Origin of the sequence: Streptomyces sp. BPTC-684 (genome assembly GCF_030028635.1) — a bacterium.
Classification (GTDB): domain Bacteria; phylum Actinomycetota; class Actinomycetes; order Streptomycetales; family Streptomycetaceae; genus Streptomyces; species Streptomyces noboritoensis.
On sequence record NZ_CP124863.1, the window covers coordinates 3,625,458 to 3,650,437 of the forward strand.

Below are 24,980 nucleotides of genomic sequence, written 5' to 3' on the forward strand. Positions count from 1 at the left end.
GTGTTATCAGCCAGATCGTGCGACACACCGGCTCAATTGGCGTATCCCCTCGCGCCCGTCCCTCTACCGTGTGGGGTGTGAGCAGCAGCGGCCTCATTTACGCAGTCATCGTCGGGGCCTGGGCCGCCTACTTGGTGCCGATGTGGCTCCGCAGGCAGGACGAGCTCAACGAGGCCCGTCCGACGGAACGCTTCAGCACCGCCATCCGGCTGCTGTCCGGACGGTCGGCCATGGAGCGCCGGTACGCCAAGGAGCTGAGGCAGCGAGGTTCCGGCGCCCCCGTCCCCGACGCCGACCCGGACGCGCCCACGGAGTCCCTCGGGGACCCCGTAAAGGGCGTCGACGTCCGGGACTTCGCCGTGCCCCGACAGCACCCCACGGGTGCCGGGGCGCAGCGGCAGGGCGGACGCGAGGAGCCGCGTCCCGAGGAGCCGCACCACGAGGAGTCGCACCGCCAGGAGCCTCGTTCCGAAGAGCGCCGCGGTGGCGAGCGCCGTGGTGACGAGCGATCCGGGGGCGTGCGGCAAGGCGACGGGCGCCGGCGCGACGGCCGTTCCGCGGACGCCGCCGAGCGTGCCCGGCGCGCCCGGCGCAGCGCGGTCCTGGCGCGCCGCCGCCGTACGACGGTGATCCTCTTCCTCGCGTTCACGCTGGGCGCGGTCGTGGCGGCGGTGGGCGGTCTCGCCTTCCTGTGGGCGCCCGCGGTCCCGGCCGTGCTGCTCAGCGCGTACATCGTGCATCTGCGGGCGCGGGAGCGGCGGCGGTTCGCGTTCGTCATGGACCGGCGCCGCGCCGAGGCCGCCGCCGCGCGGCTGCGCGAGCGCCAGCCGCGCCGCCAGGCCGCCGCCGTCGCGGAGGCCGAGGACGAGCCGGAGCCGCATCCGGCCCCCGAGCCCGAGCCCGTCGTCTCCCCGCAGGAGGCCGACCGGCGCGCCCTGGTCGAGCAGACCGACCACGCCGAGTGGGTCGACCAGCAGCGCGAGCGCGGCCCCGAGCGCGGCGACAGCTGGGAGCCGGTCCCGGTGCCGCTCCCGACGTACGTGACGGCCCCGGTCGCCCCGCGCGCCACCGGCAGCATCGACCTGGGCGCCCCGGACACCTGGTCCTCGGCCCGCTCCTCCACCGCGGACCCGACGGCTCCGGCCCCTCCGGCGCCCCGTCGGCGCACGTCGCAGAGCGGCCGCCGGACCCCGCTCTTCGACCAGTACGCGGACGACGACCGCCCCCGCGCGGCCAACGAGTGACACCCGTCTCGCTGACCAGCGGGGACCGGATTTCCAAGCACCCCGCTCGGGGTGCTAATGTTTCACCCGTTGCAAGGGCCTGTGGCGCAGTCCGGTAGCGCACCTCGTTCGCATCGAGGGGGTCAGGGGTTCGAATCCCCTCAGGTCCACAACAAGGGCCGTTCGCGGGTTCACCTGCGGAGGGTTCACGAGATCCCGGTCAGACGGTCACCGTCTGACCGGGATCTCGTCGTTTCAGCCTCTTCTTGTGTGAAAGTCAGCCTGCCGGGCCGCCGGTTAAGCGCGGCGGCCCGTGTCGGGCGTGGGCCTTGCCTCGGCCGTCGGGTAGGGGATGAGGGACTCGCCCGGTTTAAGGTCGGGGCCGGTGACGGGGCTCTTCCTGCTCGCGATGAGGTAGCGCTCCGGCTCGATGACGTTCTCCTGTCCAGTGAGCGTTCCCGCAGCACCGGCTCGCCGCCTACGACATTGCTCGCGAGCTGGGCAGCTGCCTCGCCGTACGACTGTCGCAGCCTGACTGCGCACCGGGGCAGGGCCCATGCTCCATTTCGATTCACGCGGAAAGCGCTCTGCCCACCCCGGAACCTGGCGGATCCGGGGCGGGCAGAGTACCGACGGGCCTGCTCGATGGTCGGTCAGATGAGGGTGTTGTAGGTGTTCCAGCCGGTGCCGATCTTGGTGCGGGCGGCGAACGGATCCGCGGGGTTGCCGGTGCCGCGGTAGTGCCAGAGTCCGCCGTCGCGGTCGATGGCGATCAGGTCGGCCTTGCCGTCGCCGGTGGTGTCGCCGGTGGTGAGGATGCGGGTGTAGGTGTTCCAGCCGCCGCCCACCTTGATCCGGGACGCGAAGGGGGAGGCCGGGTTGCCGGTGGCCTTGTACAGCCAGAGCACGCCGTCCCGGTTACGGGCCAGGAGGTCGGGCCTGCCGTCCCCGGTCAGGTCGGTTCCGCCGGTCAGGTCGGTGTAGATCTGCCAGCCTCCGCCGATTTTGGTGCGGGGGGCGAAGGGGGCGGCCGGGTTGCCTGTGGCACGGTAGAGCCACAGGATGCCGTCGCGGTCGCGGGCGACGAGGTCGGGCCTGCCGTCGCCGGTGAGGTCGCCCGCGCCGGTGATCACCGTGTAGGTCTGCCAACCGCCGCCGACCTTGGTGCGGGGGGCGAACGGCGTGGTGGTGTTGCCGGTGGCCTTGTAGTACCAGAGGACGCCGTTGCCGTCGCGGGCCACGAGGTCGCCGGTGCCGTCGGCCTGGAGGGTGGAGAGCTTGGTGACGGTGTCGTAGGCCTGCCAGCCGCCGCCGACCTGGGTGCGGGAGGTGTAGCGGGAGGGGTCGCCGGTCGGGCTGGACTGGTACTGCCACAGGACTCCGGAGCGGTCGCGGCCGTAGAAGGCGGCGCGGGCGGAGGCGGGGATGCTGCCGGTCTTGAACCACAGGTCCTTGTCGATGCTGCTGTACTGCACGTCCTTGCCGTCGAGGGCCTGCAGCGTTCCCTTGAGGTACCCGGCGGGCAGACCCCACGCGGCGGTCAGGCGCAGGGATTCGCTGACGCGGGTCACGCCGCTGCCGTTCCAGGTGTGGTCGGGCAGGTCGAGGTAGAGGGAGCCGTCCGCGCCGACGGTCCAGGCGCGCGGGGTGTAGGCGGTGCCGTCGCTGGAGTATTCCACGTGTAGGGCCTGGGCGAGCTGGCGGGCGGTGTAGCCCTTTTCGGTGATCTCCTGGGCGGTGAACAGCCACCGGGTCCGGGTCGCGGCGGGCGGGGTGTGCATGGTCATGGTCGTCTTGAGCTGGATGTCCACCGGCTCGGTGCGGCCCGTGTCGACGGGGATGCTCGGGTGCCTGCTGGGGTCGCCGCCCGGGGAGGTCCAGGTCGCGTCGAGGAATGGCTGCTCGACGTTGATGACGGCCTTGGCGCTCGCGCCCCTCTGGCTCAGGACATCGTCGGTGGCACCGTCGACCAGGTAGGCGTTGACATGAAAGGTGCCTCCGATGTGGCCGTCTGCGGTGACGTGGAGGTGGGTGGTGCCTGCGCTGAGGGTGGCGCCGGGGATGCCGTCGTGGTCGCTGTCCTCTTTGCCGAACTCGGTGTAGAGCGGCCGGGTGGAGCCCAGGTAGGTCATGGGGACTCGTGCGCCGGTGTCGTCGGTGACCGTCAGGTGGTCTTCGCCCTCGCCGGCAAGGGTGAAGAGCAGGTAGCTGTCCGCGGCGGGCGGGTTCTTCAGGGTGATGTCGATGTCTGCGGCGGCGCCGTTGACGTCGATGCTGTCCGGGGTCTGCAGGGACAGGGACGGGGAGTTTGTTCCGGTATCCGCCACGGCGGTGTGCAGCGGGGTGACGCCGAGTGCGGCGCCGAGGGCCGCTGCGGTGAGGGCGGCGCGGTGCCTGTGCTCAAGACGCATGGGTCTTCCCTTTCAGGAGTGCCGTCCGAGCTGCTCGGACGGCGGAAGCAGAGGGGGGAGGGCGGCGTGGCCTGCGCATGGTCACGGGCGGTGCCGGGCGCGCAGGGAGGTCCGTTCCGCCTAGGGGGGCTGAGAGTGGTGCCGGGCCCCTGGTCGGGGCCCGGCACCCGGGGTCAGCTGTAGTTGTTGAGGAGGTGGACGCGGTTGAAGGTCCAGTTATCAGGGGCAGTGGACCAGCCCGACTGGGGGTCGTTGAACCCGTTGCCGGTGGAGCGCCAGGTGAACATGCGCACAGCGCCGTTGTCGTACCCGTACATGGCTGCGATGTCGTCCTTGCCGTCACCGTCGTAGTCGCCGGCGACGATCTTCATGTTGGGGTAGTAGTAGTTGCCCGGCGGGGCCTGCCAGCCCATCTTCGGGTTGTCGAACTTTCCGCCGCTGGTGGCGTTGCTGACGAAGGTGTGGATGGCGTCGCCGCCGTCGTACTGGTCGTACCAGGCGGCGATGTCGTCCTTCCCGTCGCCGTTGAAGTCACCGGCGACGATGTGGGTGCGGGCGAACTGGAAGTTGGTCGCTTCCCAGGAGGAGGTGCGGTCCTGGAAGCCGCCGTCCTCGCGGGCCAGGAAGCTGTGCATCTGCACGTGGTTGTCGCTGTAGCCGTAGAGCACACCCAGGTCGGAGCGGCCGTCGCCGTTGAAGTCCCCGACCGTGAACTGCATGTTGTTCACGTTGTAGTTGCCCGGCGCGGCGTACTGCGACGCGAGGGGGGCGTTGAAGCCGCCTCGGATGTCGGCGGTGAAGGTGAACAGCTGGTCGCTGCCGTTTCCGTAGGAGTACCAGACCACGAGGTCGTCGCGGCCGTCGCCGTTGAAGTCACCGGAGCGCATGGTCATGTTCCCGAACGCCCAGTGGCCGGGGCTGCTGCCCCAGGAGGCGACGGGGGCCTCGAAGCCTCCGTCGGCCTTGCCGAGTGCGGTGAACAGCTTGACGCTTCCGTCGTTGTAGCCGTACAGGGCGGCCATGTCGGCGCGGCCGTCGCCGTTGTAGTCGCCGGTGGCGAACTTCATGTTGTTGGCGTTCCAGTTCCCCGCCGGCGAGGAGTAGGACGCCAGGGGCGATGCGGTGAGCGTGCCGTCGGAGCTCGACAGGAACGTGTGCATCCCGTCGTGTCCGTCACCGAAGTCGTACCAGTCCGCGAGGTCGTCGCGGCCGTCCCCGTCGTAGTCGTGCTGCAGCGCAGTACCGCTGGACCACTTGGCGTGCCCGGCGAAGTCGTACAGCACCAGGTTGCCGCGGTCCTGTAGCAGCGCATAGCCGTTGTCCGTGCCGGCGGAGGCCTTCCAGACCGCCTGGCCGCCGGAGTTCTGGACGGCGAGGACACCATCCGCCTGCATGACCGCCTTACTGCCTGCATCCCCGGCAGGCGACTGCCACAGGGTCTTGCCGGCGTTCGAGGTGATCACGAGGCGGTTGCCGGTGAAGGCGAGCTTGGCCGAGCGGGACTTGAAGGTCTGCCCGTCCGTGATGACGGTCCCCGCGGGAATGCGGATGCCGCCGGTGGAACCGTCGATGACGAAGCTGCTGCCGAAGCCGGTGACCTTGGTGCCGTCGGTCTTGCCCGCCCAGCCGACCATGGTGTTGTCCGCCTGGCGCGCCCACAGGTCCGGAACCGGGGTGCCGTTGCTGTTCTTGTCGCCGGTGACGTCGCCGATGGAGCTGAGGGTGGGGTACTTAGCGGTGGTGTAGCCAGAGCCGATCTTCGCCGAGTGCTGGGCGTCGAGAACGCCCCACTTGGACAGATCGACCGTCTGCTTGCCGGACTGCTTGTCCGTTATGCCCTGCCCGTAGGAGACGTACAGGTCGCCATTGGCCTTGTTGCGCAGCCACAGGTCGGGCAGGCCGTCACCGTCGGTGTCGCCGGGCGCGATGACCGTGTACGTGTCCCAGTCGGCGCCGCCGACGGTTGTGGGCGGGCTCAGGTGGTGGTTGCGGTCGCCGTAGTAGAGGTAGAGCAGCTTGCCTTCCCCCACGAGGAGATCGGGCATCTCATCGCCGTTGAGGTCGCCGGGGGCGACGATCTGGTCAGCGTCCTTCCAGTGATCGTCAGCCGTGTAGCACCCGTAGTCCTCGTAGACCTCGGGGCAGTCGACGTTCAAGGCAGTCCCGTCGGCCGCCTGTCCCAGGCCGGTCTGGGTGAGCACTCCGTTGCCGTCGTTGGAGTACACCGACAGTTTCTTCCGCTTCTCATCCTCGCTGTGCTCGAGGGAGACGAGGTCGGTGGCGCTGTTCTGCCGCCAGCCGCCGCGATAGGTGATCTGCGCGCCGGTGAACGCCTTGCCGCCACTGGAGGCGGCGGAGAACTGGCTGTTGTTCTGCCCCGCGTAGGTGAGCAGGGTGCCGTTGGAGTCGACGCTCCAGATGTCGTTGGTGCCGTCGCCGTTCAGGTCGCCGGGCTGGTCGCGCTCGCCGCGGGTGTTGGCGTAGAAGAGGTAGGACACGGGGTCGGACTGGTTGCCGGCCGCATCGACGCTGTAGGCGTAGACGAAGTGTGGGCCCTCGCTCGGCGGCTTGATGCGTGCGGAGATCTTTCCGCTCTCGCAGGCGCCGGACGTGGCTTTGTGCTGGGAGGGGTCGGTGTCGGTCCACCACCAGATGGAGTCGACGTCCTTCACGCCGTTGGGGTCGAAGGTGAAGCAGCCTTCGTCCCGAGCCCGGCCCGTGGTGGCGGGCTTGCCGTCCTTGCCGTCGGGGAACTGGAGGGAGCTGATCACCGGGGGCTGGGAGGGCCGGGTGCGGTCCACGGAGAACTTGCAGGTCTGGCTCGGCTTGGACTCCGCCTGCTGGTTGTCGCCGGCCGTGACGCTCCAGTTGTAGCTGCCGGTGGGCAGATCGGCGTCCGCGACCGGGAGGGTGGCCACCGACCAGTTCGTGGCGTCGACCGTCTTCTGCAGGAACGGCTTGCTCTCCCCGGCCTTCGTCACGGCGAAGTGGGCATGCAGCGGGCCTGCGTCGTTCTGCCGCACCCGAGCGTGCAGGCTGACGTGGGTGTTGCCCACGGCGCTGCCGGCCTGGCAGTTGGTGTAGGGGAAGGTGCCCAGCATGTCCGGCGGTTCGGGGACCCGGTTGAACTTGGTCTCCAGGACGGCCGTCTTGGGGTCGAACTTCTTCCAGCTGAAGGTGTCCTCCTCCGGCTGGTCGCCCTTCTCGTCCTCGGCAGTGGCGCTCAGTCCGAGGGTGATGCTGGCCTTGCCCTGGTCGGCGACCGTCTTCATCTTCGGGGTCACGTCGAACTCAAGGTTGCCCGCCGGGCAGGAGGTACTGCTCCAGCCCTTGGACTCGTCGACCGTCTTCAGCGGCGCGCTGCCGATACGGGCGGGCTGGTTGTTCCAGTTGGTCTTCCGCGAGATCGGGCCGGTCTCCCACAGCTGCACGGGCCGGGCCTGGCAGGACCACGACCACACGTTCTTGATCCGGAACGTGGAGGTGATGACCTTGGCGCCCTTGAGCTTGGCGGTGTCCATCTGGAAGAACGACCGTGAGACGCCGTCGGTCTCGTGCTCGAACCCGACCCGCGCTACGTCCTTGGCGTCGTAGTAGGAGTTGGTGGGCCACTTCTTGTAGACGCGGCTCCAGTGCTGGCGCTCGCCGTTGCTGGACCCGCTCCACAGCGGGTCGATGAAGACCGGGTACTTCGTGTCCGAGGCACCGAGCAGCTTCTGGTCCGGCACGATGCTGAGCGTGCTGCCGCTCAGGCTTGCCGGCATCAGGGAGCTCTTGGCCCCGGCCTGCTGGTCGAAGCCCGAGCCCGACGCGGGGGTAGTGAGGCCCGACTTGACCTGGCCGCCATCGCTGCTGAGGGCGGTGGAGTCCCACATCACCGGGGGCGGGCTGGAGAACACCGCCTGCCCGGCCGGGTCAACAGCGGAGATAACCCCCGTCTCGGCATCCTTCGACACCGACAGCCCTGACGTCTGCAGGGAGTACTTGACGGTCTCCAGATCCGGGTTCTTGGCCGCTTCGGGGGTCTTGACGACCAGGAGTTGGGAGAACCCGTCGACTTCAGCCTTCAGCTGCATGTCGACGCCGGGCAGTACCTCGGCGTACGTGGCGACGTTCTCCACCAGCGTCGGCTTCGGTAGCTTGTCCGGCCAGCCCAGCGTCAGGGTACGGCCGTCCCGGATACCCGACAGGAGTGGCCCGGTGCCGCCACCGGAGAAGACCACGCTCACCGTCGACGCCTTCGGCACCACACTGCCGTCCGCGGCGAAGACCAGCGTGGGGTCCGTGGCCACCCAGACGCCATCACGGAAGACGCGGATCGGGGAGCCGTAACGCTTGACCGAGAACGTGCCGTCCGGGTAAGCCCACTCATCCGACGCCTCGGTCCGCGCCGAAACCACCTCTGCCGGCTGCCCCGACGCCTGCGCCGCCGCCAGAGCCCGCTCCTCCTCCGGCAGACCACTGTCGGCAGGAGTGTCCGCCGCAGACGCGCGGATCTGCGGGGCGGCGCTGACCGAGATCGGGGCCAAGAACCCCGTCGCCCCGACAGCACCGCCTATTCCGACCGCCAGTAGGCGTCTGAGTCGCCGTCGGGAGGCATGTCCCCGGCGTGAAATCGACATTACACGGCCCTTCACATGTAGATGGAAAATAAGCGGCAGCATATATTGCTCGATCAGGCACCGAGAGGCCGGGCGGTCCTTACCTGCGAGCGCTCGCGAGGACCGTCAAGAATGGGTCAAAATCTTGCACATAAAGAAGGAATAAAGGGTGCAAATGGGATGCATCCTGCATCTTGGACGCGCAACTGACCTGCAAGGTTGTACGGAGTGTGCCTTGACGTTCGCTCTCTGAATTGATAGCTGAAGGGCTTCTATATCTTCAAAGTGGTTGCATAACGTCGACGACCTGCCAAGTGGGGTGGCGTGTGCCTCTTGATATCGTTCGGCCGTCATTTTTGAATTATTCAAGGGGTGGAGCGTGGCCAGATTTGGCATGCGCGGGCTCACGGTCGCATTGGCCGTAGCCACAATGACGGGGGCGTTGCCGACCATGTCGGTCGCAGCGGCGGACCCCGGTCCGAAACTACCGGGGCTTGTGCAGCCCAAGGCTGTTCCGGTGACGAAGGTTGCCGCCGGTGGCAAGCAGCGTCGTGATGATGCAGCCCTGCACCGTTGGAAGGGGACGCCGAAGGTCGCATGGCCGTCGGCGGGGTCCGTCGATATCGACCTCACGAGCAGCACGGGTGTGCGGCGTGCTCCGGCGTCAGCCGTGCGGGGGGCTGCCAAGCTCCCCGTCACGGTGGCTCCCGCGGGTCCCAAGGCGCGCGGGGGCAGCCGACCGGCCAAGGTGAAGGTCGCTGTTGCCGACCGCGCCAAGGCGCATCAGGCAGGCGTTGAGGGTGTCCTGCTGTCGGTGGGCCGCACGGACGGTGCCACGAGCGGTGGTCCGGCCGAAGTGAGCGTGGACTACTCCTCGTTCGGGTCGGCGTACGGCGGCGACTGGGCCAGCCGTCTGCGCCTGGTGCAGTTGCCTGCCTGTGCGCTGACCACGCCGGACAAGGCCGAGTGCCGGACCCAGAGGCCTCTGGTCACGCGTAATGACGCAAAGTCGAAAACACTGACCGCCGCCGTGGAGGTCGGCCCGCAGAGCGGTACTACCGCTTCCGCACGTCCTGGTGTCAGGAGCGCGCTGGTCGGCGGTGCGACCGTGCTGGCGGCGACGGCAGGTTCCGAAGGGGCGGGCGGTGACTACAAGGCCACCTCGCTCCAGCCTTCTGGTTCGTGGACTGCGGGGGGTTCCAGCGGCGCCTTCACCTGGAACTACCCCCTCGGCACTCCTGCTGTGCCCGGCGGGCTGCAGCCGAAGCTGAGCCTCGACTACTCCTCGCAAACCGCCGACGGCCGCACCTCCTCCACCAACAGCCAAGCCGATTGGGCGGGTGACGGCTGGTCGCTGCAGCCCGGCTTCATCGAGCGCCGCTACAAGCCCTGTGACGACGACAAGGACGGCGGCACCAACAGCGCCAAGGTCGGTGACCTGTGCTGGCCGTCGAATGACAACGCCACCCTGTCGCTGGGCGGCAAGAGCACGGAGCTGGTCTACCAGGCGGGCAAGGGCTGGCACCCGGCCTCCGACTCTGGCGAGAAGGTCGAGAAGCTCGACGACTCGGACTACAAGACGGCCAACGGGGACAACAACGGGGAGCACTGGAAGGTCACCGCGACCGATGGCACCCAGTACTTCTTCGGTCTGAACCGGCTCCCGGGCTGGCGGGATGACAACCCGGCCACCAGTGAGAAGGATCCGGATCCGGTCACCAACTCGACGCTGACCGTGCCGGTGTTCGGTAACCAGTCGGGTGAGCCCTGCTACGACTCCTCCTTCGACTCCGCTTCCTGCAATCAGGGGTGGCGCTGGAACTTGGACTACGTCGTCGATGTGCATGGCAACGCGATGGCGTACTACTGGAACAAGGAGACCAACAACTACGCCCGGAACATGTCGCTGACCACGGGCAAGGGCACGCCGGTCAAGTACAACCCGTCTGGCTACCTCGACCACATCGAGTACGGGCTGCGCGCGAACGCCGTCTACACCGGCAAGGCCATGGGGCAGGTCTCCTTCGGCGTTGACGACCGCTGCCTGCAGGACTGCGCCTTCGACGCGGACCACGCCGCGAACTGGCCCGACGTTCCGCTCGACCAGTTCTGCAAGGACGGCGACGACTGCAAGGGCAAGAGCTCCCCCACGTTCTGGTCCCGCAAGCGCCTGACCGCCGTCACCACAAAGGTGCTGACCGGCGGCGCGTACAAGAACGTTGACTCCTGGAAGCTCGACCAGGACTTCCCCGACGGCGCGGGCGACGGCACCCACCGCCCGATGTGGCTGAAGTCCATCACCCGCACCGGCCTGGCGGGCGGCACCGCCCAGCTGCCGCCGGTCACGTTCAAGGGCCAGGGCCTGTCCAACCGCGTCGACAAGACCGGCGACGGACTCTCCCCGTTCTTCCGTATGCGCCTGAGCCAGGTCACGACGGAGACGGGCGGCACCATCGGCGTCACCTACGCCGAGGAACCCGACTGCAGCCCGACGAACCTGCCGCCTACGGACGGCTCGAACACCTCCCGCTGCTACTCGGTGAAGTGGCCCTACGAGGGTGAGAAGGCCAAGCGCGACTGGTTCGTCACCTATCCCGTCACCCAGGTGCTTCAGGGCGACAACCTCGCCGAGACGCCCGACGTTGAAACCGACTACGCCTACCTCGAAGGCGTGGCCTGGACGAAGAGCACGGACGAGTTCACCAAGGCCGACGACCGCACATACTCGGTCAACCGGGGCTACGGCCGGGTCCAGACACGGACCGGCACCCCGAACGAGGCCCGGACGCTGACCGAGACCCGCTACTTCCGCGGCGTCGACGGCGCGGACGTCCTTGACTCGGCCGGGACGAAGGTCACCGACCGTGAGCAGTTCGCCGGGATGGTCCGGGAGAAGGCGACGTACAACGGCGACGACATCAAGAAGCTAGTCTCCGCCACCTCCTACACGCCCTGGCGCTCGGCCGTGACCGCTGCGCGGGCGCGCACGGGTCTGCCGGATCTGGAGGCGTACCAGACGGGTACGGAGTCGGAGCGGACCCGCACCACCGTCGCCAACGGTGAGCGCACCACCAAGATCACCCGCACCTTCGACGAGTACGGCATGGTCACCGCGGTCTCTGATCTCGGCGACGAGGACACGAACCGGGACGAGACCTGCACGACCACCAGCTACACCCGTAACACCAGCAAGTGGATACTGAACAAGGTCTCCCGGACCGTCGTCACCAGCGGCGGGCTGTGCATCCCGGGGCGGCAGCTTCCGGACAACTTGATCAGCGACACCCGCACCTTCTACGACGGTGCCACCTCCGTGACCGCCACTCCGACCAAGGGTGACGTCACCAAGACCCAGAAGATCAAGGGCAACGCCACCGTCAGCGGCGACGACTCCGACTGGGACACCGTTTCCAGCACTCCGTCCACCTGCGGCAGCGACAGCAAGCAGCTCTGCTACGACCAGTACGGTCGCGCGCTGGCCACCACGGACGCGTACGGCAAGACCACCACGACCGCCTACGGTCCCTCCGACGGGGAGCCGGCCACCAAGACGACGGTGACCAACACGCGCAGCCAGGCCGTCGTCACCACGTACGACCCCCTGCGCGGCCTGCCGACGACCGTCACCGACATCAACAACGCCGTCACCACCACGTCGTACGATCCGCTGGGTCGCAAAACGGGTGTCTGGCTGCCCACCCACACCCAGGCCGCCTTCCCGCAGTACCCGAACTACAAGTACGACTACCTGGTCCGCAACGACGGCCCGATCGTCGTCACCACCGGCAAGCTCAACAGCCACTCCACCTACACGACCAGCTACGACTTCTACGACGGACTGCTGCGCCCGCGTCAGACCCAGACCATCGCGCCGGACGACTCCGGACGCGTGGTCAGCGAGACGTTCTACAACAGCCGTGGCGAGGCGTGGTGGTCCTCGGGCACCTACTGGGCCGAGGGCAAGGCCGAACCGGTCCTCGTGACCGGCAAGACCACCACCTACCCCAACTCGACCGAGACCGAGTTCGACGGGGCCGGACGCCCCACCGCCGTCATCTCCAAGCACCTCGGTGACGAGACCAAGCGCACCACCACCAGCTACACCGGCGACAGCACCACCGTCACCCCGCCGCAGGGCGGCACGACCACCAAGACCGTGGTGGACGCGCGCGGCCGCAAGACGGCCGTCTACAACAACGGCGACCCCAAGCCGGCCGTCAGCTACACGTACAACAGCCTGGGCCAGCTCGCCGAGGTCCAGGACGCCGTCGGCGCCAAGTGGGCGTACGGCTATGACCTGAGGGGCCGTCAAGTCCGGGTGGACGACCCAGACAAGGGCACCTCCACCACCACGTATGACCAGGGTGACCGGGTCACGGACGTCAAGGACGCCCGCGGCATCACCCTGCACACCGACTACGACGACCTCGGGCGACGCGCCAAGCTCACCCAGGGCACCACGGTCTTGTCGGAATGGACGTACGACGGGGCCTCGAACGGCAAGGGCAGGCCTTACACGGCCACCCGCTACGTCGACGGCAAGCCGTACACCAACACCAACCTGTCCTACACCCTCAACGGCGACCCGGTCGGCATCCAGGCCACCATCCCCGACAGCCAGGGCGCGTTGGCCGGCACTTACAAGTGGATCACTGCCTATGACGCGGTGACCCGCCTGCCGCAGTGGACCCAGCAGCCCGCCATCGGCGGCCTGCCGCTGGAGAAGCTGTACTACGGCATCACCAACAGCACCGACCTGCCCGACACCCTCTACGCGGGCAGCGACCCGATCGTCTCCCACACGCTGTACGACCACTACGGCCGTACCCAGCGCGAGGAGTACGGGGCGCTGGGCAAGAAGGTGTACGCCTCGTACACGTATGACGATCACACCAGCGCGCTGACGAGTGTGACCACCGATCGTGACCTGGGCCCTGCCCGGATCGACGACACCCGCTACATGTACGACCCGGCGGGCAACATCACGTCCATCACCACGGGATCCGGCCAGGACGCCGCGCGCACCGTCGACACGCAGTGCTTCGTCACCGACAACCTGCGCCGCATCACGCAGGCGTGGACGGCCACTGACCAGTGCAAGACGCCCCCGACCTCCGCTTCGGCGGCGAGCGTGGGCGGGCCCGATGCCTACTGGACGTCGTACACCTACGACGCGATCGGCAACCGCACCACGGAAACCCAGCACAAGACCGCGAGCGGCCCGGCGAGCGACGCCGTCCGCACCTACACGGTTCCGGCTGCGGGCAAGCACGCACTGCCGCAGGTCACGGAGACCGGACCCAACGCCCACACCGAGACTTATGGCTACGACCAGGTGGGCAACACCACCAGCCGCAAGATCGGCACCACCGCTGACCAGACGCTGACCTGGGACAGCGAAGGCCACCTTGCCAAGGTCGTCCAGGGCAGCGCCACTACCGGCTACCTTTATGACGCCGACGGCAACCGCCTCATCCGCACCGACTCCACTGGCAGCACGCTGTACCTGCCGGGCGGCAACGAACTGCTGATCAAGTCGGGCAGCGTCACTGGTACCCGCTACTACAGCTACAGCGGCAAGACCGTCGCGGTCCGCTCGGCAGGCAAGCTCACCTTCCTGCTCTCCGACCCGCACGGCACCACCACCAGCCAGATCGACGTCACCACCCAGGCAATCACCCGGCGCAGGACCGGCATCTTCGGTGCCCCGCGCGGTACCGCTCCCACCACGTGGACCGGAGACAAGGGCTTCGTCGGCGGGACCAAGGACACCGACACCGGCCTCACCCACCTCGGCGCCCGCGAATACGACCCGAAGACGGGCCGCTTCATCAGCGTCGACCCCCTCCTCGAAACCGGCAAACCGCAATCGCTCGCCGGATACACCTACGCAGAGAACAACCCCGTAGCAGCCTCAGACCCCAGCGGGATGGCGTCCTTCAGCTGCCAAATGGGCAAGGACTGCACCGACGACCAAATCGCTACGGAAGAAACCAGCACGCCACCTTACAGCCCCCCGGACAACTCGGGGTCTCCGTCTACAGGGGGTTCCTCCACGGGCGGCACGACGACAACGAAGACGACATGCAACTCGCAATGCATGGCGCAGTTCTACTTCCGGCAGTGGCAGCTGCAGAACCTCCGCCAGCAACGGGCAGACATGATCCGTGCCGCGCGCATGCACATGCTGAGTCAGCGAAATTGGCGTCCTGTCGCGATTTCCGATGACTGTGACGAGAAGTGCCGCGGACGACTCCTCATGATGCAGATCGAGGAACTGTCCAAGTATGTTCCCCCGACACCTGCGCGTGAAAAATGGTCATTTGCCCGGATGATGCGCCATGTGTACGTCTCTGGCTCCTACTGTTGGGTCGCGGCATGCGGCTCGCTGATGTTCCAAGACGGCCGTTTCAGCCTAGGTATCACGGCGGGACTTACAGTGGACAACCTCAAGCCAGGAGTGACCCCGATTGTCCACGGGCCGATGGGGAGTGGCTTCGGGGTGTCTGCGGGTGTTGTGACTGCAGAGCCAGAGGATCAGGCGCAGCAGCTCACCTCAATCACCGCCGCCGAGGGGTTCATCGGGGGCACCTATGGATTCGGGAAGGATACTTCTGGCGGCACATACCATCAGTTCGGGTATGCGGCAGGAGCGGGAATAAACATCCAAGGGCCCACGAATCTCCTGTCTGTCTACGGAAACCCGTTCAGCGGTGAGTATAATTTCTGCTTCGGGAATGGTCAGGAATGCGTAAAGAAATGAAAAGAGAGAGGGGGTGGTGAAGCATGGATCCTGTCCTCATCCTCGTGATCCTTAGTTTCGCCTGCTGGGCGCTCGGCTGCTTCGCAATTCTCAAGAACTTCAAGGGAGTTCGAGATTTCCTCAGCGAAGCCAATCGCTCAAGCGACAGATATGCAGTAAAGCAGAGAAATCGGGCTCTCTTGATGGCCTCTTGGGTGGGGCTGGTATTGGGTGCTTTGGGCGCGATCGGAATGCTCATCCGTGCAATAATTTCCCTCTGAGTCTGGCAGTCGTCACGTGAGGTGCGTACGTATCGATTGCCGGATCGGTGCTCCGGGTTAGGAAGTCGCTGATCTGGGAGTCCCGAAACGGGACACGCGGGGCCACGGAGCCGAGTCACTGCATGAGTGCCGCAATCGGTTGGGGAATGATCCTCCTGGTGGTGGGGAGCTTCAGTTGAACACCCCCAAACCCCCAGCTCACCCCCACCCGTGAACGGCCCATAACAACAGGGAAGAGCCCCTGTCGGAGAAATCCGACAGGGGCTCTTCTCATGTATCCGGGCAGGTGGTCGGGCCGCCCGGTCGGCGGCCCCGAAGGCGTCACGGTGTCAGGGGCTTCGCGTAGCAGATGCTGTTGGTGTGGAAGCGGTAGTGGCCGAACTTCTCGCAGGGGGAGTAGCCGCTGGAGGCGTAGAGGGCCATCGCCTCCGGCTGCTGGTCGCCGGTCTCCAGGACCATGCGGGTGCGGCCCGCCGCGCGGGCGTCGGCCTCCAGGAGCGCGAGGATGCGGCGGGCCAGGCCCAGGCCGCGGGCCTCCGGTATGACGTACATGCGCTTCAGCTCGGCGTCGCCGTCCGAGTAGCCCTGGTCGTTCTCGTCCTGGGTGCGCCAGCCGCCGGTGGCGACCGGGCGGTCGTCCTCGTCGTACGCGATCAGGTAGAGCCCGTTCGGCGGCACGAACATGGAGGCGTCCAGCGGGGTGGCGTCGCCCTCGTCCGTGTAGCGCTCGATGTATTCGAGCTGGACCTGGTCGTCGAGCTTCACGGCGTCCGGGTGGTCGTACCCCCGCGTACGTATGTTCATGCGCTCTAGCGTACTTCTATGCAGGCGATCACGGTGACCGGGTCGGTATGGTGCCCCGGTGCTCACTGTTACCACTGTGAATGTAAACGGGCTCCGCGCCGCCGCCAAGAAGGGTTTCCTTCAGTGGCTGGCCGGGTCCGACGCCGACGTCGTGTGTCTCCAGGAGGTACGGGCCGAGCCGCAGCAGCTCACCGCCGAGGTGCGCGAGCCCGAGGGGTGGCACGTCGTGCACGCGCCCGCCGCGGCCAAGGGCCGGGCCGGGGTCTCGCTCTACACCCGCCGCGAGCCGGAGCGGGTCCGGGTCGGGTTCGGCAGCGCGGAGTTCGACGGCAGCGGGCGGTACGTGGAGGCCGACCTGCCCGGTGTCACCGTCGCCAGCCTCTACCTGCCGTCCGGCGAGGCCGGGACCGAGAAGCAGGACGAGAAGTACCGGTTCATGGGGGAGTTCCTGCCGTATCTGAAGGAGCTCCGGGCGCGGGCCGCGGCCGACGGGCGCGAGGTCGTCGTCTGCGGCGACTGGAACATCGCCCACCGCGAGGCCGACCTCAAGAACTGGCGGGGCAACAAGAAGAACGCGGGCTTCCTGCCGGAGGAGCGCGAGTGGCTCTCCCGCGTCCTCGACGCCGCCGACGGCGGATACGCGGACGTGGTGCGCGAGCTGCACCCCGAGGAGGAGGGGCCGTACTCGTGGTGGTCGTACCGCGGGCGCGCCTTCGACAACGACTCGGGCTGGCGCATCGACTACCAGATGGCCACGGCGGGCCTCGCGGCGCGCGCGGTCAAGGGGTACGTGGAGCGGGCCGCCTCGCACGAGGAGCGGTGGAGCGACCACGCGCCGGTGACGGTGGCGTACGGGGTGTAGACCTCGGCGCAAACGCGAAGGTGGCGCACCCGGGCCCGGGTGCGCCACCTCGTACGCGCAGGAGCGCGAAGCGTCAGGCGTCGTAGTCCATGTCGAACTTGTCCTGCGCCTCCTGGGCCGCCCGCTGGGCCTCGTCCTGCTCCTGCTGGCCGCGCTGCTGCGCCCGCTCCTGCTGCTGGCCCTTCTTCGCGCTCATCGCCTGCTTGGCCTGCTGCTCGGCCTGCTTCGCCTTGTCCTGGAACTGGTCCTTGATGCCCATCGAGTTCACTCCTGATGAGGGGGTGTGGGGGGCCGGGTGCCGGGGCTGTTCCCGCGGCTCCTCCGGGCCTCGACCAGCGTGGCACGGGCGGACATACAGCGCATTTCGATCAGTTACGGAAGGTCACGGAGCGTGCGTTCCTGCTCGTCGGCGGCACCGCCCGCACCCACGAGCCCCCGTCCGACCCCCGCGAGCCGGGGCTCGAAGCGCCGCATCTCGCGTTGGCCCACCGCCCCGATGACCCCGGGCAGATAGCCGCGCACCGACTGCATCCCCCGCAGCCACCACTGCGCGTACACGTGCGGGGAGCGGCGCTCGATGCCCGCCACGATCCGGTCGACGGCCGGGCCCAGCGGATACGTGCGGTTGGACGGCCACGGCAGCCGCTGCCGCAGCTCGCGCATCACCTCGTCCTGGTCCGCGCCGCGCACCATGTCCGTGTCGGTCCAGGACAGATACCCGACCCCGACCCGTACGCCCTTGTAGCCCACCTCGGCCCGCAGGCTGTGCGCGAAGGCCTCCACGCCCGACTTGGACGCGCAGTACGCGGTCATCATCGGCGCCGGGGTGATCGCGGCGAGCGAGGCGATCTGGAGGAAGTAGCCGCGGCTCTCCATCAGTACGGGCAGGAAGGCCCGGGCCGTGACCGCGCCGCCGATCAGGTTGACCTCGATGACCCGCCGCCAGGCGTCCGGGTCGGAGTCCACGAACGGGCCGCCGGAGGCGACGCCCGCGTTGGCGACCACGATGTCGACCTTGCCGAACCGCTCCTTCACCTCCGCCGCGACCCGCGCCATCGCCTCGTGGTCGGTGACGTCCGCGAACCACGACTCGGCCTCGGTGTGCAGCCGCGCGGCCACCCGCTTCAGCTCGTCCGGCTCCAGGCCGACCAGGGCCACCTTGGCGCCGCGCGCCGACAGTTTGCGCGCCAGCAGCTCGCCGACGCCCCGGGCCGCGCCCGTGACGACCGCGACCTGCCCCTCCAGGCTCACCCTGCTCATGCCACGTCCTCCTCGACGGTCACGTATGTACGAACCAGCTCACGGATGCGTTCCGTGATCACCTCCGGTGCCTCCACCGGGGTCATGTGCCCGACGCCCGTCAGCTCGGTGAGGCCCACGCAGACCGGCAGCGCCGCCGCGATCCGCCGGGCGTGCACCGGCGGGGTGAGCCGGTCGGCCGTCCCCGCCACCACGGCGGTGGGCACCCTCAACTCCCGTACCAGGGCGTCGACATCCAGCTCGGCCAGCACCTGAGACCAGGCGTGCCGGGGGCCCCGGGCGCAGCCGTGCACGATCCGGGCGCACGCCTCGACCCGGTCCGGCGCTGCCCCCGGGCCCATCGCCGCGTACCGCAGGATCTTCTTGGCGGCCGGCGTGACGGGCCCGAGCGGGGCCTTCGAGCCGAGGACGGCCGTGGTGAGCCGGTCGCGTATCCGGCCGGGCCGCAGCGGCACCACCAGGGACTCCGCGACCAGTTGGGAGCTGCCCGTGGAGCAGAGCAGCACCGCCGCCGCGTGCTCGCGCAGCCCGGGGCGGCGGGCTGCGGCCATCAGCGTCATGCCGCCCATGGAGTGCCCGGCGAGCACCGCCTTCTCGCCCGGCGCGAGCGTCGCCTCCAGCACCGCCTCCAGGTCGTCGGCGAGCGCGTCGGCGGAGCAGTCGGCGCTCGCGGCGGTACGGCCGTGGCCGCGCTGGTCGTAGACGACGACCCGGTGGTCGGCGGCCAGGGCGCGTGTCTGCGCGGCCCAGAAGGCGGTCGAGCAGGTCCAGCCGTGGGCGAGGACGACGGCCGGGGCGCCCTCGGGCCCGTGCACCTCGACGTGCAGCCGGGCGCCGTCGGCGGAGACGGCGGTGAGCGTACGGGAGGGGGCGGGCGGGGCGAAGGGGCCCGAGGTGACGTGCGCGGGGCGGCTCACGAGGCCACCGCCTCGGGGGCACCGGCACCGGCACCGGCACCGGACGCCTTGCGCCCCTTGCGGGGCTTCGGCGCCGCCGGGGCGGGCTCGGCGGCCCGGGCGCGGACCACCTCGTACTCCCCGAGGTCGACCTCGCGGGTCTCCTTGCGGAACTCGCCGGTGGTGCCGGGCCAGATGGTGGTGTTGCGCCCGCTCGCGTCCAGGTACCAGCTGGTGCAGCCGCCGGTGTTCCACACGGTCCGCTTCATGCGCTCCTGGACGCGCCGGTTCCAGGCGCCGACGGCGGACGGCCGGGCGGCGAGGGCGACGCGGCCGCCGAGGACGTTCAACTGCCGCAGGTAGTCGGCCATATAGCTGAGCTGCGACTCGATCATCAGGATCATCGAGGAGTTCCCGAGACCGGTGTTGGGCCCGATGATCGTCATCCAGTTGGGGAACCCGGCGGCGGTGGCGCCGCGCAGCGACTCCATGCCGCCCTTCCACGCCTCGGCCAGGGTGCGCCCGTCCGCGCCGACCACGCGCTCCGCGATCGGCATGTCGGTGACGTGGAACCCGGTGCCGAAGATGATCGCGTCGACCTCGGTCTCGGTCCCGTCGGCGGCGACGAGCGTGGAGCCGCGCACCTCGCCGAGCCCGGAGGCGACGAGGTCCACATTGGGCTTGGCGAGCGTCGGGTAGTACTCGCTCGACAGCAGGATCCGCTTGCAGCCGATGCGGTAGTCCGGTGTCAGCTTGGCGCGCAGGGCCGGGTCCTTGATGGCCCGGGCCATGTTCCGCTTGGCCAGCGACTCGACGAGGCCGAGCTCATTGGGCCGCTTGGTGAACGCGCTGACCTGCAACTCCCGGATGCCCCACAGTAGTCCGCGGCGCGCGGCCCCGGTGAACGGCAGCTGCCGGTGCAGCCAGCGCTCGGGCGCGGTGATCGCCCGGTCCACCCGCGGCATGACCCAGGGCGGGGTGCGCTGGAAGAGCGTGAGGGCGCGGACCTTCGGCTGGATGGCCGGGACGATCTGGATCGCGGAGGCGCCGGTCCCGATCACGGCGACGCGCTTGCCGCGCAGGTCGTAGTCGTGGTCCCAGCGGGCGGAGTGGAAGACCTCGCCGGGGAAGGAGTCGAGGCCGGGGATCTCGGGCGTCTTGGGGTCGGAGAGCGGCCCGGTCGCGGAGACGACGACATCGGCGTGCAGGACGGCCCCGTTGGCGCACTCGACGACCCAGTACAGCTGCTCCGCGTCCCACCGCATCATCGTCACTTCGTGGTCGAAGCGGATGTGCGAGCGCAGCCGGAAGGTGTCGGCGACGTGCTCCAGATAGGCCCGGATGTGCTCCTGCCCGGAGAACGTGCGCGGCCAGTCCGGGTTGGGCGCGAAGGAGAACGAGTACAGATGGGACGGTACGTCGCAGGCGCACCCCGGATAGCTGTTGTCCCGCCAGGTCCCGCCGACCGACCCGGCCCGCTCCAGGACGACGAAGTCGGTGATGCCCTCCCGCCGCAGCCGGACCGCGGCGCCGAGCCCGCCGAATCCGGACCCGATCACCGCCACCCGTACGTGCTCGGGCTCGCGCTCGTGCTGGACCATGCCACCGCCTCCATGCAGGACGTCTGTGCGGAGAGTCTCTCTGACGCGGAACTCTGCCAGTAATCACTGGCACAGTTGGGAGGGTAGAGCAGCGGCATACCGAGCGGTAGGGGTCCGGCCGGGGAAAGTTACTGGCGGTACAACATAGGCTGGCGGACGTGGCAGACGGAGGAGTTGGCAGCGGGCCCGGGGGCGAAGCCCCCGCCGTACCCCGTGAGTACCGCATGGAGGAGCTGGCCGCCAAGGCCGGGATCACCGTGCGTACGCTGCGGTTCTACCGCGAGCGCGGCCTCATCCCGCCGCCGCGCCGCCAGGGCCGCATCGCCTGGTACGACGAGCGCCACCTGGCCCGGCTGCACACCATCGCCGCGCTCCTCGAACGCGGCCACACCCTCTCCGGCATCGCCGACCTGACCGCCGCGTTCGAGTCCGGCCGCGACGCGGGCGAGGCGCTCGGCCTGGTCGAGCCGACCGAGGAGACCCCGGTCCGGCTCACCCCCGAGGCCCTCGCGGACCACTTCGCGGGCGAGGTGACCCCGGAGAACCTGGCGGCCGCGCTCGACCTCGGCTACCTCGCGGTCGACGGCGAGGAGATCGTCCACATCAGCCGCCGCCTCCTCGACGTCTCGGCCGCGCTGGTGCGCGAGGGCATTCCGCTGGCCGCGGTCCTGGCGGCCGGCCGCGAGGTGCGTTCCCACGCGGACGCGCTGGCCCGGCTGTTCGTCGACCTGCTGCACGCCCACGCCGCGGACCAGGACCTGGCCCGGTTGCGCCCGCTGGCCAAGCACGTGGTCGAGGCGGAACTGTCCTTGGCGATGGACCGCCGCCTGGCGGAGGGGCCCTGAGAGGTGCGGTGTTTGTCTGCGGGCCGTCTGTGGCTGGTCGCGCAGTTCCCCGCGCCCCTTATCGGCCCGGTGTTTGTCTGCGGACCGTGGTGGGTTGCTCGCGCAGTTCCCCGCGCCCCTTGAATGCCGCTGCGCGGCAATCCCCTGGGCGCCCCGCAGACGAATCACCGCGCTCAGCGCGGCGGCAGCTCCGGCCGTCGCCGATCCGGAGTGTTCGTATACCCGGGCGGCGTGGCCGCGGGCGTACCGGACAGCAGATCCAGCGCCAGCTGGACCGCGTCGTCCAGCTGGGCGTGGCGGCCCTCCGCCCAGTCCAGCGGGGTGCGCAGGATCTCCAGGTCCGGCTCGACCCCGTGGTTCTCGATCGACCACTCGTACGTGTCGAACCACGCCGCGTTCATCGGCACCGTGATCACCGTGCCGTCGCCCAGCGTGTGGCGGCCGGTCATGCCGACCACGCCGCCCCAGGTGCGCTGGCCGACCACCGGGCCCAGGCGCAGCAGGCGGAAGGCCGCCGTGATCATGTCGCCGTCGGAGGAGGTCGCCTCGTCGGCGAGGGCCACCACCGGGCCCCGGGGGGCGTTCGAGGCGTACGAGACCGGCTGGGCGTCGCGCGTCAGGTCCCAGCCGATGATCCTGCGGGTCAGCTTCTCGATCACCAGCTCGCTGATGTGGCCGCCCGCGTTGCCGCGTACGTCGACGATCAGCGCCGGGCGGGACATCTCCAGGCGCAGGTCCCGGTTGAACTGGGCCCAGCCCGAGCCGCCCATGTCCGGGATGTGCAGATAGCCGCACTTCTCGCCGCTCAACTCCCGTACCACCGCACGGCGCTTGGCCACCCAGTCCTGGTAGCGCAGCGGGCGCTCGTCCACCAGCGGGACCACCGCGACCCTGCGGGAGCGGCCTTCTCCCTCGGCGGGCTGGAAGGTCAGCTCGACGGTCGTGCCGCCCGAGCCCGCGAGCAGCGGGTACGGGCCCGCCACCGGGTCCACCGGGCGGCCGTCGACATGGGTGAGCACCGCGCCCTCGCGGATGCCGGTGCCGGCCAGCGGCGAGCGGGCCTTGGAGTCGGAGGAGTCGCCGGGCAGGATGCGCCGGACCATCCAGCCCTCCTCCCGGTGGACGAAGTTGGCGCCGAGCAGGCCCTGGGGGCGCTGGTAGTGGGGCGGGCCCTCGTTCCTGCGGGCGGCCGAGACGTACGCGTGCGAGGTGCCCAGCTCGCCCAGCACCTCGCGCAGCAGGTCCGCGAACTCGTCGGGGGAGGCGACCCGTTCGACCAGCGGGCGGTACTGGTCGAGGACCGCCTTCCAGTCGATGCCGCACATCTGCGGCTCCCAGAAGTACGCGCGGATGATCCGGCCCGCCTCGTCGTACGCCTGGCGCCACTCGGAGGGCGGGTCGACTTCGTGCAGGATCCGGCGCAGGTCCAGGTAGACCGTGGAGTCGGTGTCGCCGGACTCGGTGGCGGGCACGGCCCGCAGCTCGCCCTCGTCGACGACCACCAGACGGCTGCCGTCGCCGCTCACCGCGAACCAGTCGAGGTGGTCGACGAGTTCGGTCTTGCGCGCCTTGGTGATGTCGAAGTGCTCCAGGGTCGGGCGGCCCGAGGTGTCCGCCGGGTTGGCGAAGGTCTCGCCCAGCGCGCCCGAGATCGGCCAGCGCAGCCACACAAGGCCGCCGCCGGAGACGGGGTGCAGCGCCGAGTACTTGGAGGCCGCCACCGGGAACGGCGTCACCCTGCTCTCCAGGCCCTCCACCTCGACCGTCACCGTGCCGTCGCCGGTCTCCTCCAGCGGGTCGAGCCCGCCCGCCGCCGGGCGCCCGTCGGGCAGCAGCGCGAAGGGGGAGGGGGTGGCCGAGGAGAGCGGGACCAGGTACGGGCGGCAGCCGAGCGGGAAGGAGAGGTCGCCGGTGTGGACGTCGTAGACCGGGTCGAAGCCGCGCCAGGACAGGAAGGCGAGATAGCGGCCGTCCCGGGTGAACACCGGGTTCTCGTCCTCGAAGCGGCCGTTGGTCACGTCCACGATGACCCGGGCGCCGGGGCCGGAGATCCGGGCCATCTTGATCTGGCGCAGCGAGCGGCCGATGCCCGGGTGGGACCAGGTCAGCCAGCAGCCGTCGGGCGAGAACGCCAGGTCGCGGACGGGTCCGTTGATCGACCGGATCAGCTCGGTGACCTCGCCGTTGGACTCCTCGGTGGCGTCGATCAGCAGCAGCCGGCCGTCGTGCGAGGCGATCGCGAGGCGTTCGCCCTCCGGGTCGGAGAGCAGCTCCTGGACCCGGCCGAGCTCGCCGGAGGCCAGCCGCCTGGGCTCGCGGTCGCCGCTGGCCCGGGGCAGGTACGCGATCTCCACCGCGTCCTCGCCGTCCGCGTCCGTCACGTACGCCACCTGGCCGCCGGTGCCCAGCATCTCGGGCAGGCGGACGCGGACCCCGGCGGTGTCGGTGATGGTGCGGGCCGGGCCGTCGCGGTGGGTCAGCCAGTACAGGCTGCCGCGCACCACGACCGCGCTGGCCCGGCCGGTGGTGTCGACCGAGAGCGCGTCCACATGGCTGGCCGCGGGCACCTGGTACGTACGCCGTCCGGCGCGCGGGCCGCCCAGGCGCACGTCCAGGCGGCGCGGGGCCGAGTCGGGGGTGAGCGCGTCGACGATCCACAGGTCGCCCGCGCACTGGTAGACCACCCGGCGCCCGTCCGAGGAGGCGTGCCGGGCGTAGTACTCGTCGTGGTCGGTGTGACGGCGCAAGTCGGAGCCGTCGGGCAGACAGGAGTAGAGGTTGCCGACGCCCTCGTGGTCGGAGAGGAACGCGATGCGGTCCGCCACGAACATCACCGAGTCGAGGTGGCCCCCGATGTCCGGGAGCAGCCGCTCGCCGTGCAGCCACAGGCGGCCCATGGCGCCGCCCCGGTAGCGCTTCCAGGCGGCGGGCTCGTGCGGCGGCTTGCCGGTGAGCAGCAGGGTGCGGCGCTCGCCGTCGAGGTCGGTGACCGCGATGTCCGAGACCGGGCCCCAGGGCAGCCGTCCGCCGGGGGAGCCGTCGGTGGGGACGCTGTAGGCCCAGGAGAAGTACGAGAAGGGCTGGCCGTGCGAGGAGACGGCCAGGATGTGGCCGTCGGGGGTCCAGCCGCAGACCCGGGTGTCGGTCGAGCCCCAGTAGGTCAGCCGCCGGGCCGGGCCGCCGCCGACGGGGGCCAGATGGATCTCCGGGTCCAGGCTGCGCCAGGTCGTGTACGCGATCTGCTTCCCGTCGGGGGAGAACCGGGGATGGCTGACCTTGGTGCGGTCGACGGTGACCCGCCAGGCCCGCGAGGGGCTGTGGCCGGCCGGGACCAGGGGCGCGACCCACAGGTCGTCCTCGGCGGCGAAGCAGATCAAGTCGTCGTGCAGATGCGGGAAGCGGAGGTATGCGCCCTCGGTCACAGGCGCCGGCTGCTGGTCGTCCTCGCGTGCGT

The 24,980-nt window shown here is 69.5% G+C and carries 13 protein-coding genes and 1 tRNA gene; 6 read left to right on the forward strand and 8 right to left on the reverse strand.

All coding sequences use genetic code 11. From position 1 onward, the window contains the following. Positions 1 to 77: 77 nt before the first annotated feature. Together glpR and QIY60_RS16220 are read left to right on the forward strand one after the other, a co-directional pair. Positions 78 to 1,244 (forward strand): gephyrin-like molybdotransferase receptor GlpR, encoded by a 1,167-nt coding sequence (gene glpR, locus QIY60_RS16215; protein WP_283143087.1) that lies wholly within the window; start codon positions 78 to 80, stop codon positions 1,242 to 1,244. Between the two features lie 75 nt (positions 1,245 to 1,319). Further along, positions 1,320 to 1,393, forward strand: a tRNA-Ala gene (locus QIY60_RS16220). A 483-nt stretch (positions 1,394 to 1,876) separates the two neighbouring features. On the opposite strand, the gene QIY60_RS16225 is transcribed toward QIY60_RS16220, so the two are convergent. Both QIY60_RS16225 and QIY60_RS16230 read right to left on the reverse strand, forming a co-directional pair. Beyond that, positions 1,877 to 3,634, reverse strand: a complete 1,758-nt coding sequence (locus QIY60_RS16225) for an FG-GAP-like repeat-containing protein (protein WP_283143088.1) — start codon at positions 3,632 to 3,634, stop codon at positions 1,877 to 1,879. Positions 3,635 to 3,807: 173 nt separating this feature from the next. Then, the gene (locus QIY60_RS16230) at positions 3,808 to 8,163 is read right to left on the reverse strand and encodes an FG-GAP-like repeat-containing protein (protein ID WP_283143089.1); all 4,356 of its coding nucleotides are present in this window, start codon (positions 8,161 to 8,163) and stop codon (positions 3,808 to 3,810) included. Positions 8,164 to 8,935: 772 nt separating this feature from the next. Here QIY60_RS16230 and QIY60_RS16235 point away from each other — a divergent pair. Both QIY60_RS16235 and QIY60_RS16240 read left to right on the forward strand, forming a co-directional pair. Then, entirely contained in the window at positions 8,936 to 14,998 is a 6,063-nt protein-coding gene (locus QIY60_RS16235; RefSeq protein ID WP_283143090.1) for an RHS repeat-associated core domain-containing protein, read from the forward strand. A 23-nt stretch (positions 14,999 to 15,021) separates the two neighbouring features. Further along, positions 15,022 to 15,258 carry a hypothetical protein gene (locus tag QIY60_RS16240; protein WP_283143091.1) on the forward strand — a complete coding sequence of 79 codons (237 nt, stop codon included), beginning with the start codon at positions 15,022 to 15,024 and terminating at the stop codon, positions 15,256 to 15,258. A 321-nt stretch (positions 15,259 to 15,579) separates the two neighbouring features. On the opposite strand, the gene QIY60_RS16245 is transcribed toward QIY60_RS16240, so the two are convergent. Further along, complete coding sequence (locus QIY60_RS16245) at positions 15,580 to 16,062, reverse strand: GNAT family N-acetyltransferase (protein WP_283143092.1); 483 nt, start codon at positions 16,060 to 16,062, stop codon at positions 15,580 to 15,582. Positions 16,063 to 16,120: 58 nt separating this feature from the next. On the opposite strand from QIY60_RS16245, the gene QIY60_RS16250 reads away from it, so the two are divergent. Further along, positions 16,121 to 16,924 carry an exodeoxyribonuclease III gene (locus QIY60_RS16250; RefSeq protein ID WP_283143093.1) on the forward strand — a complete coding sequence of 268 codons (804 nt, stop codon included), beginning with the start codon at positions 16,121 to 16,123 and terminating at the stop codon, positions 16,922 to 16,924. Positions 16,925 to 16,997: 73 nt separating this feature from the next. Here the strand turns inward: QIY60_RS16250 and QIY60_RS16255 are convergent, their stop codons facing one another. From QIY60_RS16255 to QIY60_RS16270, 4 genes are all read right to left on the reverse strand, one after another. Continuing rightward, positions 16,998 to 17,183 (reverse strand): hypothetical protein, encoded by a 186-nt coding sequence (locus tag QIY60_RS16255; RefSeq protein ID WP_283143094.1) that lies wholly within the window; start codon positions 17,181 to 17,183, stop codon positions 16,998 to 17,000. A 113-nt stretch (positions 17,184 to 17,296) separates the two neighbouring features. Then, positions 17,297 to 18,184: an SDR family oxidoreductase gene (locus tag QIY60_RS16260; RefSeq protein ID WP_283143095.1), complete on the reverse strand. Its 888-nt coding sequence runs from the start codon at positions 18,182 to 18,184 to the stop codon at positions 17,297 to 17,299. Next, positions 18,181 to 19,101 (reverse strand): alpha/beta hydrolase, encoded by a 921-nt coding sequence (locus tag QIY60_RS16265; protein WP_283143096.1) that lies wholly within the window; start codon positions 19,099 to 19,101, stop codon positions 18,181 to 18,183. The genes QIY60_RS16260 and QIY60_RS16265 overlap by 4 nt, the downstream gene beginning before the upstream one ends. Further along, on the reverse strand, positions 19,098 to 20,681 hold the full coding sequence (locus tag QIY60_RS16270; protein WP_283143097.1) for an NAD(P)/FAD-dependent oxidoreductase: 1,584 nt from the start codon (positions 20,679 to 20,681) through the stop codon (positions 19,098 to 19,100). The genes QIY60_RS16265 and QIY60_RS16270 overlap by 4 nt, the downstream gene beginning before the upstream one ends. Positions 20,682 to 20,905: 224 nt before the next feature. Here QIY60_RS16270 and QIY60_RS16275 point away from each other — a divergent pair, with 224 nt between their 5' ends. Next, positions 20,906 to 21,526 (forward strand): MerR family transcriptional regulator, encoded by a 621-nt coding sequence (locus tag QIY60_RS16275; RefSeq protein ID WP_283145961.1) that lies wholly within the window; start codon positions 20,906 to 20,908, stop codon positions 21,524 to 21,526. A 173-nt stretch (positions 21,527 to 21,699) separates the two neighbouring features. On the opposite strand, the gene QIY60_RS16280 is transcribed toward QIY60_RS16275, so the two are convergent. Then, the gene (locus QIY60_RS16280; protein WP_283145962.1) at positions 21,700 to 24,948 is read right to left on the reverse strand and encodes a S41 family peptidase; all 3,249 of its coding nucleotides are present in this window, start codon (positions 24,946 to 24,948) and stop codon (positions 21,700 to 21,702) included. Positions 24,949 to 24,980: the final 32 nt, after the last annotated feature.

What these genes read in the sequence shown, in the direction of transcription:
- QIY60_RS16225 (WP_283143088.1), bottom strand. Translation starts at nt 3,634, where the DNA reads ATGCGTCTTGAGCACAGGCACCGCGCCGCCCTCACCGCAGCGGCCCTC.
- QIY60_RS16240 (WP_283143091.1), top strand. Translation starts at nt 15,022, where the DNA reads ATGGATCCTGTCCTCATCCTCGTGATCCTTAGTTTCGCCTGCTGGGCG.
- QIY60_RS16245 (WP_283143092.1), bottom strand. Translation starts at nt 16,062, where the DNA reads ATGAACATACGTACGCGGGGGTACGACCACCCGGACGCCGTGAAGCTC.
- QIY60_RS16255 (WP_283143094.1), bottom strand. Translation starts at nt 17,183, where the DNA reads ATGGGCATCAAGGACCAGTTCCAGGACAAGGCGAAGCAGGCCGAGCAG.
- QIY60_RS16260 (WP_283143095.1), bottom strand. Translation starts at nt 18,184, where the DNA reads ATGAGCAGGGTGAGCCTGGAGGGGCAGGTCGCGGTCGTCACGGGCGCG.
- QIY60_RS16270 (WP_283143097.1), bottom strand. Translation starts at nt 20,681, where the DNA reads ATGGTCCAGCACGAGCGCGAGCCCGAGCACGTACGGGTGGCGGTGATC.
- QIY60_RS16275 (WP_283145961.1), top strand. Translation starts at nt 20,906, where the DNA reads ATGGAGGAGCTGGCCGCCAAGGCCGGGATCACCGTGCGTACGCTGCGG.